At 63.4% G+C, this 12,536-nt stretch carries 14 protein-coding genes and 1 tRNA gene; 6 read left to right on the top strand and 9 right to left on the bottom strand.

Annotated elements, in window-relative coordinates:
* The 3 genes from FJ964_RS23830 to FJ964_RS23820 form a co-directional block, all read right to left on the bottom strand.
* Positions 1-435, bottom strand: a complete 435-nt coding sequence (locus tag FJ964_RS23830) for a DUF2948 family protein (protein ID WP_140501047.1) — start codon at positions 433-435, stop codon at positions 1-3.
* Between the two features lie 139 nt (positions 436-574).
* Positions 575-1,867 carry a UDP-N-acetylglucosamine 1-carboxyvinyltransferase gene (murA, locus tag FJ964_RS23825; protein ID WP_140552666.1) on the bottom strand — a complete coding sequence of 431 codons (1,293 nt, stop codon included), beginning with the start codon at positions 1,865-1,867 and terminating at the stop codon, positions 575-577.
* A gap of 127 nt (positions 1,868-1,994) precedes the next feature.
* Positions 1,995-2,243 (bottom strand): hypothetical protein, encoded by a 249-nt coding sequence (locus FJ964_RS23820; RefSeq protein WP_140552665.1) that lies wholly within the window; start codon positions 2,241-2,243, stop codon positions 1,995-1,997.
* 160 nt (positions 2,244-2,403) lie between these two features.
* Here FJ964_RS23820 and FJ964_RS23815 point away from each other — a divergent pair.
* Both FJ964_RS23815 and FJ964_RS23810 read left to right on the top strand, forming a co-directional pair.
* Positions 2,404-2,478: transfer RNA gene (locus FJ964_RS23815), tRNA-Thr, on the top strand.
* A gap of 407 nt (positions 2,479-2,885) precedes the next feature.
* Positions 2,886-4,274: a multicopper oxidase family protein gene (locus FJ964_RS23810; RefSeq protein WP_140552664.1), complete on the top strand. Its 1,389-nt coding sequence runs from the start codon at positions 2,886-2,888 to the stop codon at positions 4,272-4,274.
* Positions 4,275-4,295: 21 nt separating this feature from the next.
* On the opposite strand, the gene FJ964_RS23805 is transcribed toward FJ964_RS23810, so the two are convergent.
* The 3 genes from FJ964_RS23805 to FJ964_RS23795 all read right to left on the bottom strand — a co-directional run bounded on the left by FJ964_RS23805 (position 4,296) and on the right by FJ964_RS23795 (position 6,543).
* Entirely contained in the window at positions 4,296-4,583 is a 288-nt protein-coding gene (locus FJ964_RS23805; RefSeq protein ID WP_140552663.1) for a PTS sugar transporter subunit IIB, read from the bottom strand.
* Between the two features lie 17 nt (positions 4,584-4,600).
* The gene (locus tag FJ964_RS23800) at positions 4,601-5,062 is read right to left on the bottom strand and encodes a PTS sugar transporter subunit IIA (RefSeq protein ID WP_140552662.1); all 462 of its coding nucleotides are present in this window, start codon (positions 5,060-5,062) and stop codon (positions 4,601-4,603) included.
* Positions 5,063-5,136: 74 nt separating this feature from the next.
* The gene (locus FJ964_RS23795; protein ID WP_140552661.1) at positions 5,137-6,543 is read right to left on the bottom strand and encodes a PTS transporter subunit IIC; all 1,407 of its coding nucleotides are present in this window, start codon (positions 6,541-6,543) and stop codon (positions 5,137-5,139) included.
* Positions 6,544-6,596: 53 nt separating this feature from the next.
* Between FJ964_RS23795 and FJ964_RS23790 the strand changes: the two genes are divergently transcribed.
* The 4 genes from FJ964_RS23790 to FJ964_RS23775 all read left to right on the top strand — a co-directional run bounded on the left by FJ964_RS23790 (position 6,597) and on the right by FJ964_RS23775 (position 9,148).
* Positions 6,597-6,815 (top strand): hypothetical protein, encoded by a 219-nt coding sequence (locus FJ964_RS23790; RefSeq protein ID WP_140552660.1) that lies wholly within the window; start codon positions 6,597-6,599, stop codon positions 6,813-6,815.
* Between the two features lie 321 nt (positions 6,816-7,136).
* On the top strand, positions 7,137-8,489 hold the full coding sequence (locus FJ964_RS23785; protein ID WP_140552659.1) for an NAD(P)H-dependent oxidoreductase: 1,353 nt from the start codon (positions 7,137-7,139) through the stop codon (positions 8,487-8,489).
* Positions 8,490-8,513: 24 nt separating this feature from the next.
* Complete coding sequence (locus tag FJ964_RS23780; protein WP_140552658.1) at positions 8,514-8,756, top strand: type II toxin-antitoxin system VapB family antitoxin; 243 nt, start codon at positions 8,514-8,516, stop codon at positions 8,754-8,756.
* Positions 8,756-9,148 (top strand): type II toxin-antitoxin system VapC family toxin, encoded by a 393-nt coding sequence (locus tag FJ964_RS23775; RefSeq protein ID WP_140552657.1) that lies wholly within the window; start codon positions 8,756-8,758, stop codon positions 9,146-9,148. Before FJ964_RS23780 ends, FJ964_RS23775 begins: the two co-directional genes overlap by 1 nt.
* A gap of 68 nt (positions 9,149-9,216) precedes the next feature.
* Here FJ964_RS23775 and proC read toward each other — a convergent pair whose 3' ends face one another.
* From proC to FJ964_RS23760, 3 genes are read right to left on the bottom strand one after another with little or no spacing between them, the layout of a single operon-like run.
* Positions 9,217-10,032 (bottom strand): pyrroline-5-carboxylate reductase, encoded by an 816-nt coding sequence (gene proC, locus FJ964_RS23770; RefSeq protein WP_140552656.1) that lies wholly within the window; start codon positions 10,030-10,032, stop codon positions 9,217-9,219.
* 59 nt (positions 10,033-10,091) lie between these two features.
* The gene (locus FJ964_RS23765; RefSeq protein WP_140552655.1) at positions 10,092-11,438 is read right to left on the bottom strand and encodes an O-antigen ligase; all 1,347 of its coding nucleotides are present in this window, start codon (positions 11,436-11,438) and stop codon (positions 10,092-10,094) included.
* On the bottom strand, positions 11,407-12,405 hold the full coding sequence (locus tag FJ964_RS23760) for a glycosyltransferase (RefSeq protein WP_140552654.1): 999 nt from the start codon (positions 12,403-12,405) through the stop codon (positions 11,407-11,409). Before FJ964_RS23760 ends, FJ964_RS23765 begins: the two co-directional genes overlap by 32 nt.
* Positions 12,406-12,536 lie beyond the last annotated feature (131 nt).

Genomic DNA, 12,536 nt, shown 5'->3' with positions numbered 1-12,536 from the left:
TCAAGCCCTGTGCACGGGACGCGACGTGGCTTCCCACGCGCCGCCGACATCGGCAAGGCGGGCCTCGATGCATTCGACATCGAGCATGATCGCGCCGCCTCCTGAAAAGATCAGTTCGACGATACCGGCCGGCTTGCTGATCTCGATGAAGCTGATCGCCAGCAGCGACAGCACTTCGGCCGGCTTGTCGCGGGCAATGCCGCTGGTTTTGGCGCCCAGAACCCGATCGAAATGCAGCACGGCCTGGCGCCGCTCGTTATGCTGGCGAAAGAAGCCCGATTTGGCCTCCCAGACGAAACGGTTCATGGTCAGCACGAAACGCTTGGCCGCGGGAAGGTATTCAAGGTCCGAGACTTTCATCACGGCGTCCTGGACATGGGCGGAGACGATGCTCAGGTCCTGGTCGTCGAGGGCGATAAGCTTGAGGCCGTTCATGCGGATTTCGCACCTGAAAATTGACTGTTCAGCCTTCTGTTAGAGCATGATCCCGAAAAGTGGAAACCGCTTTTCGGAAAAGATCATGCTCGAGCAGGAATCCGGAGGTCGTTCCGGTCCGCGCAGCCGTGAGGCGGGCCTAAGCCGAAATGCGCTCGATCACGGCGCCGCAATTGGACAGCTTTTCTTCCAGCCGCTCGAAGCCGCGGTCGAGATGATAGACGCGGTTGACCGTGGTTTCGCCTTCGGCCGCCAGGCCGGCGATGACCAGCGAAACGGAAGCGCGAAGGTCGGTCGCCATGACAGGCGCGCCCTTCAATTTCGGCACGCCCTCGACGATCGCCGTCTGGCCCGAAAGCGTGATGTGGGCGCCCAGGCGCGCCAGTTCCTGCACATGCATGAAGCGGTTTTCGAAGATGGTCTCGGTGATGCGCGACTTGCCCTTGGCCATGGTCATCAGCCCCATGAACTGCGCCTGCAGATCGGTCGGGAAGGCCGGGAAGGGCGCCGTCGTCACGTCGACCGGCGAAATGCCGGCGCCGTTGCGCTTGACGCGGATGCCGGAATTCGTCTGCGTGATCTCGGCGCCTGTCTGCGAGATCACGTCCAGCGCGGTCTGCAGCAGGTCGGAACGCGCGCCTTCGAGCACGACGTCGCCGCCGGTCATGGCGATGGCCATGGCATAGGTTCCGGTCTCGATGCGGTCCGGGATGACGCGCACGCGCGCGCCCGATAGCGCCTCGACGCCGTCGATGGTGATGGTCGGCGTGCCGGCGCCGGAAATCTTGGCGCCCATGGCATTGAGGCATTCGGCGAGGTTGACGATCTCGGGCTCGCAGGCGGCGTTTTCAAGCACCGTCTCGCCCTTGGCGAGCGCCGCGGCCATCATGAGCACATGGGTGGCGCCGACCGACACTTTCGGAAAGACGTAACGGTTGCCGACGAGGCGGCCGTTCCTGGTCTTGGCGATGACGTAGCCGGTGTCGACATCGATGTCGGCGCCCAGCACCTGCAGGCCTTCCAGGAACAGGTCGACCGGCCGCGTGCCGATGGCGCAACCCCCCGGCAACGACACCTTGGCCTCGCCCATGCGGGCCAGCAGCGGGCCGATGACCCAGAACGAAGCGCGCATCTTCGACACCAGCTCGTAAGGGGCCGTCGTGTCGACGATGTTGCGGGCGGAGAAGTTGATGGTACGCGAATAGCCTTCATTCTGCTTTTCGCGGCGTCCGTTGACCGAATAATCGACGCCGTGATTGCCCAGGATGCGGATCAACTGCTCGACATCGGCCAGATGCGGCACGTTTTCGAGCGTCAGCGTGTCGTCCGTCAGAAGCGACGCGATCATCAGCGGCAGGGCGGCGTTTTTCGCGCCCGAGATCGGAATGCTTCCGGCGAGCTTGTTGCCGCCGACAATTCTGATGCGATCCATGAAAACTATCCCCTCGGCCCCGAAAGCCGGTTTCAATCGTTTGAGTATCGGCCCGTCTAGACCATCGGCCAAGCTGGTTCAAGAAATAGGATTTCCTGGCACCCGACCCAAGAGTGGCTGATTTGAGTTAATCTTTTTGTATTTCCTTCACCGCGCCGAGCCCGTCAGTCCGCTGGTCCGCGTCGCCCGCGCGCTGTTTGTCGGCGTCGCCGGTGCGCTGCTTGCCAGCGTCGCCCGCGCGCTGCTTCCCAGCGTCGCCAGCACGCCGCGAGCGCGACTGCGCCTTGCGTTTCAGCAGATTCGCGCGCAGCTGCTCGGCCAGCCGGTCCTTGCGGCCGGTGCCGCCCTTTTTCGGTGGAGTTGTCGTGTCGTTCATCGTCCCGTCCTAGCCGGCGGCCGGCCAGCCCGCTATTCAGGCATAACCAACATTGTGGCGCGGCCATGTCATCAGAACCTATCCGGCAAGGCTTTCACAGATGCGTTGCACTTGGCCTTGCGCTCGCCGGTTCGATATGGCAGAAGCCCCGCCATCAGCGGCTGCGGTAGCTCAGTGGTAGAGCACTCCCTTGGTAAGGGAGAGGTCGAGAGTTCAATCCTCTCTCGCAGCACCAGTCTATCCGACATTTTCAGCGCCATTCGCCCCGTTCATGTGTCTTTGCGGCACCAATGGGCAAAACAAGGCGCATCCCGGCACCTGAATCCGAGGATTTCGCGCAAGGTTGGTTCCCGTTTGCCGGCAATATCTTACGAATCGGGGCTTCAACGACATGGTCTGGCACCGGATCGCGCACAGTCGCACAATCCGGTCGCGCGTCGGCTAGCCCGTCCGTTCCTCTCATTGAAGATGAGAAAATTCGGCATACACGTTCCCGCCGAAACGGCGGGGGCGAAGTGCCGTCCGCGCAGACCTGCTGGCCGCGGCTTCATCGGGACGCAAATGCCGATATCGGCATTTGCGCTGGCCGTCCGATCGTGATTCAAGTCGGCGATTCCGAGGGTTTTCCCGCTGGAGCGCAGCATGAGCTTGATCACACGCCGTCGACTTCTGAAATCGGCCGCTGTTGCCGGTGCGGGCGGGCTCGCCGCGATGGGCAGGCTTGGCGGCTGGGCCGCCGCCACGCCCGAGCCGGTGGTGCTGCGGACGGCCAAGATCCAGGCCAAGCTGATGGAGATCGGCCCGACCAGGGACGTGCTGACCTATGGCAGCGCCGGAATGCCGCCGGTGCTGAGGATGAAAAAGGGTGAGCCCTTCGCCGCCCGGCTCGTCAACGCCATCGATGACCCGACGACGATCCACTGGCACGGCGTTCGGGTCCCCAACAGGATGGACGGCGTTCCGTTCCTGGTCCAGCCCTATGTCTATACCGGCGATCACTTCGATTATGCCTTCACGCCGCCCGATGCCGGCACTTTCTGGTACCACCCGCATTGCAACACGCTGGAGCAGATGGGGCACGGCCTGACCGGCGTGATCGTGGTCGAGAACCCGAACGATCCGAAATTCGATGCCGAAATCGTCCTCAACCTGCGCGACTGGCGTCTCGGCGACGACGGCCAGTTCATCGACCAGTTCCGGCCGCGCGATGCCGCGAGAACCGGCACCTATGGCACGGTGCGCACGGCCAACTGGGTCGACCAGCCGCACTATGACGCGCCGGCCGGCGGGCTGGTGCGGCTGCGCGTCGCCATCACCGACGTGACGCGCATCCATGCCTTCCGCGTCGAGGGCGCGCAGGCGACGGTGATCGCACTGGATGGCAATCCTGTGCCGCGGCGTTTTTCGCCAGATGCCTTGCTGCTTGGCCCGGGACAGCGCATGGAACTCGCCATCCGCATGCCCGACGCGGAGGGCGCGACCGTGAGCCTGCGGGACGTCAGGGGCACCAAACCCAAGGTGCTGGCGACCTTGCGTGCGGCCGGCCAGTCGCTGAAGCGCGACATTCGCGATATCGCGCCGCTGGAGGCCAATCCGGTGGCGGAGGTCGATCTCGGCGCGGCCCGGCATATTTCGCTGGCCCTCAGCGCTACGGCCGAGAACGTTCCGGGCGACGGCATATGCGGTTCGCTCGGCTACAGTTTCTGGGCCATCAACAAGGTGCCGTGGCCGGGTGACACGCCGGATCCGACCGCGCCGCTGGCCGAATTGAAGCTTGGCAAGAGCTATGTCATCGACATGGAGAACCTGACGCCGCAATCGCATCCGATGCATTTGCACGGCATGAGCTTCAAGGTGCTGTCATCCTCGACGCGGCAGGTTGAGCCGCTGATTTCCGACACCTATCTCATCCAGCCCAACGAGAAGGTGAGCCTCGCCTTCGTCGCCGACAACCCCGGCGACTGGCTGCTGCACTGCCACATCATCGAGCACCAGAAATCGGGCATGACGAGCTACGTCAGGGTGACTTGAAACCGAGTCGCGCGCCGCGGCCTACTTGCGCAGTTGCGCCTCGATCTCGTCGAGCACCTTGTCCTTGCCGATGCCGGTGAGGAAGGCGAGGCCCTTGATGACCGGCTTGGTCACCGAAGCCGAGATCGGGGTCGTCGCGACGATGAAGTCGACGCTGTCGGCCAGCCCCGGCACCTCGGTCGCCTTGGCCTGCTGGGCGTTGAAGATCAGGCCGCGCTGTTTCATCGCCTCGGTGACGGCGACGTTGACCGCGGTCGAGGTGGCTATGCCCGTGCCGCAGGCAAAGAGAATTGTTTTCTGTCTGGACATCTCTTGCTTCTCCTTGTTCAGCCGAGCACGGCCCGAACGTCGTCTAGCGTCCTGGCCGCCCTCAGGCCGTCCAAGGCTTGCTGGTTCTGGATGGTGGCCATGACGGCCTGCAGCGCTTCAATCTGCTTGTCCTTGTCATTGATGGCAAGCAGGAAGACGAAGCCGACCGGCAGCTTCTCGTCGGGGTCTTCCATGTTTGCGAAGACGACGGGTTGGCGCAATGTGCCCAGGGCGATCCCGGGCTTCAGCACATGTTCCGGATCGGTGTGCGGCACCGCGACATTGTCGGGGCGCTCCAGCGGCAGTCCTGTCGGGATGGTCAACTCGCGGCGCACGACCGCATCGGCGTAGGAACTTTTGACATAGCCGAGGGTCTCGAGCCGGCCGGCCAGGATGCGGATGATCTGCTCATTGGTCGAGGCATCGGATCCGAGCACGATCGCTTCGGGATCCAGAAGTTGCATGAGTCCGTCAGACATGTTTTTGCTCCGTCGATAAAATCGTGCGCCCGGGGAGGGCGCACGATCATTTCAAACGTCAGGCGTGATGAGGCTCAGGCCGTGCCTTCGGCCGGCTCGTCCTCGGCGCCCGCTGCCCGTTCCCAGCCGAGCGTGTTGCGGCGATAGAGGACGAACAATGCCGCGATGACCACGGCGATCACGACGATGCCGGCAAGGCCAAGTCCCTGGATCGCCTCGATGATCACATAGGGAACCCACAGGAAGCCGTCGACGACCGAGGTGATCTGCAGCGCGTCCGCCGGGAGCTTGAAGCCCGAGGCGACGGCGGCACTTGTGAACAGCGGCGCCAGCGCGTTGGCGACGTAGAAACCGATCGCCAGCGTCACCGTGCCGATCACCACCATGCGGAACACATTGCCTTTGACCAATGGCGCGGTCATGGCGACGATGAAGGGAATGACCGCCAGGTCGGCGAACAGGATGACGCGGTTGCCCGGCAGGATCACCGACAGGATGATCGCGATCGGCACCAGGATCAGCGATGACGAGATCGCGGCGGGATGACCGATCAGGATCGCCGAATCCAGGCCGACCAGAAGTTCGCGGTCGCCGGTACGCTTGCGCACGAATTCCTGCGCCGCGTCCGAAACCGGGATCAGCCCTTCCATCAGGATCTTCACCATGCGCGGCAAAAGCAGCATGACGGCCGCCAGGGTCATGCCGGTGCCCAGCACCTTGGCGAGCACCGTGCCGAGATCGCCCGCATTGTAGAAGGCGATGGCGCCGAGCACGAGGCCGATGATCAAGCCGAGCACGACAGGCTCGCCGAACACGCCGAACCGGCGCTCGATGGTCTCGGTGTTGATGTTGATGCGGTTGATGCCGGGAATGCGGTCCATGATCCAGTTCAGGATGATGGCGATCGGCAGGATCTGCGCCGAGGCCAGGTGCGGCACCGAAATGCCGGGCACGCCGTAGAACTGCTGCACCGCGCGCGCCGACCAGTCGGCGAACAGCAGCGACAACGCGGCGACCAATGCCGCGATGGCGATGCCATAGGCCAGATTGTCGGTCGCCGCCACGACCAGCGAGCCGACAAAGGCGAAGTGCCAGAAGTTCCAGACGTCGACATTGAGCGTGCGCGTCATGCGCGTCAGCAACAGCACGATGTTGACCAGGATGCCGACGGGGATGACCCAGAGGCCGACCGACGAGCCGAAGGCGATGGCGGCCGCCGACGGCCAGCCGACATCGATGATGTCGCGATGAATGCCTGTGTTGGTGACGATGGCCTTGGCGACGTCGCCAATCGACGTGAACATCAGGCCAAGCACGAGGTTGATGCCGATGAAGGCGACGCCGATGGTGACCGCGGCGCGAAAGGCCTTGCTGACCTTTGCGCCCAGAACGACGGCTATGATGAAAATGACGATCGGCAGCAGCACTGTTGCGCCGAGCGTGTCGATGGCCCCTTTGAGGCCTGCAAGAATAGTATTCATTTGTCCTCCCCTGGAGCACCGAGCCCGACCCCCGGGTTCGAAATGATGCTCCGTTGACCTCCAACGCCTTTGCCGCCAACCTCGGAGCAAAGGCACTCCCCATTCTGCCCGCGAGCCGGAATATGTCCCGCTCGGTGATGCGGGATGAACATTTGCCTTCGCTGGCGAACGAATGTTTTATTGAGGCAGTTCAAGGCAATGTCAATTGGCAAGTCTTTGAAACCCAAGGCAACGAATCCGGGCTGACGGAGCCTTCGCCTGTGCGCTCTTGACGGACCATTGAACGGAAAAACCCGCCTGTGCGGCGGGCCCGTGGCGCAACTCAGCACCATAAGCAAATATGTAGCATAGTTGCCCTCACCCAGTCAAGAAAAAATTCCTATCACGGGAAACTGCCGGCAAAGCCTGGCTGGCAGCCGTCGGGTCTTTGTTGCCCCGAGTTCGGAGCCCCGCTTCGGGCCAGTCGGGACCGGGGCGAGCGCGTCTGTACCGCGCGATCTCATGGGAAATTGATGGGCCGAGGCCAGTTTCGTTGGCAAGGAGGGACTATTCCCTGCTAATCCGATGCGAACCAAAACTGTGGACATCCCCGCATGACCAACGTCGCGCTGACCGGACTTGCCCGAGATCTTGCCCGTCGCGCCGCCGAGGGCCGCCCGGTGCGCATCGGCGTCATCGGTTCGGGCGAGATGGGTACCGACCTGGTTACGCAAGGCATGCTGATGCCCGGCATTTCGGTCTGCGCGGTCTCGACAAGACGTCCGCATACGGCGCGAGAAGCGGTCCGCATTGCCTATGGTGACGAAGCGAAGGCCGTCGAAGCCGATACCGCTTCGAAAGTTACCGCGGCGATCGAGTCGGGAAAGATCGCCATCACTTCCAACGAGATGCTGGTCACCAATCCGCTGGTCGACGTCGTCATCGACGCCACCGGCAAGCCCGGCGTCGCCGCCGATTTCGACCTGATGGCGATGGAGCATGGCAAGCATCTGGTGATGATGAATGTGGAGGCCGACGTCACCATCGGCTGCTATCTCAAGCAACAGGCCGACCGGCTTGGCGTCGTCTATTCGGTCGGCGCCGGAGACGAGCCCTCGAGCTGCATGGAACTGATCGAGTTCGCGTCCGCGCTGGGCCTGACCATCGTCTCGGCCGGCAAGGGCAAGAACAATCCGCTCAACCACGATGCCATGCCCGACGATTATCGCGAGGAAGCGATCCGCCGCAACATGAACCCGCGCATGCTGGTCGAGTTTGTCGATGGTTCGAAAACCATGGTCGAGATGTGCGCCATCGCCAACGCCACCGGGCTGGTGCCCGACGTGCCCGGCATGCACGGCCCGAAGGCCGACCGCGATGACCTCGTCAAGGTGCTGATCCCGCGCGAGCACGGCGGGCTGCTCACGAAAAAGGGCGTCGTCGACTACACCGTCGGCAAGGGTGTGGCACCCGGTGTCTTCGTCATTGTCGAGGCGACCCATCCGCGCATCGTCGAGCGCATGGACGACCTGCATATCGGCCACGGTCCCTATTACAGCCTGTTCCGGCCCTACCATTTGACCTCGCTGGAGGTCCCGCTGACAGCGGCCCGCATCGTGCTCTTCGGCAAGCCCGACATGGTGCCGCTGCCAAGGCCCGTCGCCGAGGTATGCGCCGTCGCCAAGCGCGACCTCGTAGCCGGCGAAACCTTCGATGCGATTGGCGAAACCTGCTATCGCTCCTGGACGATGATCGTCGAAGACGCTCGCGCCCGGCGCGCCGTGCCGGTCGGCCTGCTCGAAGGCGGCAAGGTGCTGAAACCGGTCAGGAAGGGCGAGCTGCTGACGGCCGACAACGCCGCGCCCGACCAGACGACGAGGCTGTTCGGCTTGCGCCGGCTGCAGGACGAGATGCTGTACGGAAATAGGTCGCTGTGGCGCCGTCATGACAAGTGCACTATATTGTAGTGGCATGTCGCTGAGGACCGATTAATGAACCTCCAGATCAGAGACCCGCGGGCACGTGAATTGGCACAGCGGCTCGCCGCCAAACGTAAGATTTCAATGACCGAAGCTGTTATCGAAGCGCTTGAGTCGGAATTGAAACGGGAAAGCGGACGCATCCCCCTGGCGAAGCGGCTGTCTGCGATCGCCGATGACCTTAAGACCAAAGCCGGCCACGGCGGCCGGCCTGTGAGCAAGGATGAGATCGACGACATGTGGGGACATCCCTGATGCTCGTCGACACCTCCGTGGTCGTCGCAATTCTTTCGGCAGAAGGGGATGCCGGCGAATGGAGTGACAGGATCGCGGCAGCACCACGCAAGATTACTTCCGCGCTGGTGGTGCTTGAGGCAGCGATGCGGCTTTCCACCATGCTTGCTGTCGAGCCGCTGGTTGCGGAAACGGCGATAGAAGCGTTTCTGCGCGAAGCCGAAATCGAAATTGTGCCGATCGGCGCCGACGATGCCAAACTCGCCATCCAAGCGTTTTCAGACTACGGCAAGGGACGTGGGCACCCCGCGCAGCTCAACCTTGCCGATTGCTTGTCCTATGCTTGCGCGAAGGGCCACGGCTCGGTTTTGCTCTACAAGGGCAACGACTTCTCACATACGGATCTCGCTTAGAGCAATTCCAGGAAAAGTGTGAGCGGTTTTTCGTCCAGAATTGCGTCAAAACAAAGAGTTAGATCGCTCTATTTCCCCAATTCGATCGACCGCAGCCGAGCCGCTTCCACTGCTTGCGTGAGAAGATTGGTCAACCGGTCATCGCCCATCAGCACTGCCAGCGCGGCCGCCGTCGTGCCGTTCGGGCTGGTCACCTGCTGGCGCAGCAGGCCCGGCTCCTCGCCGCTTTCGGCGGCAAGCGAGGCGGCACCATAGACGGTCTGCATGGCGAGCAGCCTGGCGGTCGCCGCCGGCAGGCCCGCCTTCTCCGCGGCGACGGTCAGCGCTTCGATGAAATGGAAGATATAGGCCGGTCCCGATCCCGACACGGCGGTCACCGCATCCATCAGTCCCTCGTCGTCGATGGTGGCCACTTCGCCGCTGGCCGACAAGAGGTCGGCGACGAAGCGCTTGGTGTCGTCGGAAACCAGCGGATTGGAAAACACCACCATCATGCCCTTGCCGATGGAAGCAGGCGTGTTGGGCATGCAGCGCACGACAGGCGCCCGGTCGCCCAGGATTTGCTCGAAGGTGGCGACCGGCGTGCCCGCGGCGATGCTGACGAAAGTGGTGCGCCCCTCGCCGAAACGTTTGTAAGCGGCCGTCACGTCGCGGATCACCTGGGGCTTGACGGCGATGACGATGAGATCAGGCACGGCACCGGCCGGAATATTGGCGGCGTCGGCAGCCGTGCCGCATCCGAGTGCGGCCGCGCGCTGGCGCAGGTCGGCATTGGGCTCGACCACGAAAACGGCCGACGGTGCAAGCTTGCCGGATTTCAGCCAGCCCGAGAGCATGGCGTAACCCATATTGCCGCAGCCGGCGAGAACAAGCCTGATCGTCATCGAAAGCCCTCCGAGGAAAGGCTTCACATAAACGCTCGCGGATCAACGGGGAAGCCCTGTCAGGTGGAGTGGCCCAATCGCGCGCCACGACCGGCGTTGCGCACCGCGATCGGACGCAGCGAAACTTGCCTGAGCCCGAGCACGCCGAGCACGAAGAACAGCCACACCGGATCGCCGCGATGGAAGAAGAAGCTTTCGAGGAAGGCGTTGAGCGCGGCGAACAGCACCACCATCATGAAGAAGTCGCCGAGATAGATGTTTTCCTTGCGCAAGGGAATGCGCATGTAGTCGCGCAAAGGGGCGATGAGGAAGGTGTAGACCGCCACGCAAAGCGCCGGAATGCCCATCAGCACGGCGATGTCGAGATAACCGTCATGGCCGTGCACGATGGTCCTGATATCCCACGGCCGATCGAAGGGCTGATCCTGGTTGAGCAGCAGCGGCGTTCCCCAGAAACTCTCATAGCCGTAGCCGGTCCACGGTTTCTTCGCCAGCATCTCGCCGGCGAACTCCCAAAGCGTGGTGCGCCCGGTATAGGTCAGGCCGGGGAAATAGATCGCCGCCAGCTCTTTCACCGGCGGCAGGAAAACGATGCCCAGCGTGCCGACCGCGGTAGCGATGATCGCCAGCGCGAACAGGATCGGCGTGCCGAGCCGCATGCCGACGATGCTTGGAAACATGACGATCAGGATCGAGAACGGCACCAGGCCGGCCGTGGTCTTGGATCCGGTGTGCAGCATGAACACCATCGCCGCGAAGAAAATTCCAGCACCCCAGAACCGCTGCCCGCGCCGGAAGAGATAGAGGCCGGCGAAGCTGAGGCAGGCCATGACCGGGCCGGCGATGTTCTTGTGGGTGAAGACGCCGCGCCACAGGCCGGCATGTTCCGGTTCCTGTGAATCGGCCGTGTGCATCGCCTCGTGCGGAAAGACGATGAGGCCGAGATAGGAAAGGCCCATGACCGCCACGGCGGTGAAGATGATGACCTTCGAGAAGGAATCCGCATCGCGCGGCAGCACGAGGATCGTCGCCATGGTCAGGATGCCGATCATGGTGAAGGAGGCGGCGCGCATCGCCGAGGGCGGGTCGGTCGCCAGCACCACCGACAGGAAGAAGAAGCCCAGCATCAGCATCCAGGACGGGCTGAGCAGCGAGCGCACGATGCGCGGGTCGGCAAACGCCATCAGCGAGAAGATGGAAACGGCGCCGAGCGAGCCGAAGCCGAGCTGGTTGACGATGTCGCCGCCTTCGCCGGTGAGTTCCGCACCCGCGGGCTGGAACGGGCGGAAGGACACCATGATGACGGTGAACAGCAGCGCCGCGATCGCGGTTGCCACGCCGTCGCGCGTGAACGCTGCGCTGAGCGGCGCGCGCTCAGTTCTTTTCAGGCTGGCGGTATTGCTCATTGGCATATCCGAATTCGGCCAGCACGCGGCCCAGCGCCACATGGACAGGGTAGATGGCGGCCGCGGGCGATCCTGTCCGTGCCAGCCTGGCGGCGCCGCGAAATGGCGAGGCGGCAAGCAGGGCCAGGCTCTTCAGCAACACCTTGACGCCGGCCAGCGGGGTGCCGGCGCGTTTCTTCTTTTCGACCAGCGTCGATATCACGCCGTTGCGCAGGCTGCGGGCGCGGATCCAGTCGGCCTCGACCCGCCGGGCCGGGACGGTCTCGGTCACGCTGGCCTCGGCGCACCAGCCAAGCACGAAGCCGCGCTGCGCCGCCCGGCTCAGGAAGTCGGAATCGCCGCCGCCCATGAAATTGAATTTCAGGTCGAGGAACGGCGGCCCCATGGCGGTAAGCACGTTGCGCCCCACCAGGAGATTGCCGGACGAATAGAGCGCCGGCACGAGGCCGGTCTTGCGGTAGGGCGGCGCGAAGACCGGATGCTCGGCCCAGCGCGCATGGGCGGGATCGGCAAAGTCGGGCACTTGCGGGCCGCCGACAATATCGGCGCCAAGGCTTTCAGCCGCCCCGCACATCCGTTCCAGCCAGTGCGGATCGGCTATCTCGTCATCGTCGATGACCAGCAGGTGCTTGAAATTCGGGAAATGCAGGATCGCCGTCTGCCAGCCGGCATTGTAGGCGCTGCAATTGCCGCGCTGATGCGCGATGATCACCATGCCCGGTATCTCGCCGCGCTCGAACAGCGGCAGCGACGCCTGGGCGCCGGCACGCGCCTCGGCCTCGTTCTCCATGACGATGACGGCGAAGCGCCTGCCGGTCTGCTGCGCCCGCAGCGACGCCAGCGTTTGCAGGACCTGGTCCGGCCGCTTGAAGGTCGGCAAGGTGACGATGGCTTCGACGGCCTCCGTGTCAAGCCGGGGGGATCGTCCCGCGATCGATACCGAACCGTCCGATGGCAAAGGGATCATCCGTGTCAGCCGCATGGTGGGTCGAGTTCTGTTAGCACCACGACGATAACGTTTCGTTAATCACCTTTCACGGAGTGGCCCTTCAAGCCGGGGTTTGGGCCGCCGATGCGCGCACGTTTAATCAAGGGTTC

It is taken from the genome of Mesorhizobium sp. B2-3-2 (assembly GCF_006442295.1).
Lineage (GTDB): Bacteria > Pseudomonadota > Alphaproteobacteria > Rhizobiales > Rhizobiaceae > Mesorhizobium.
Note: the sequence above shows the minus strand (reverse complement) of the source record. Positions and strands in the feature narration are given on the sequence as shown.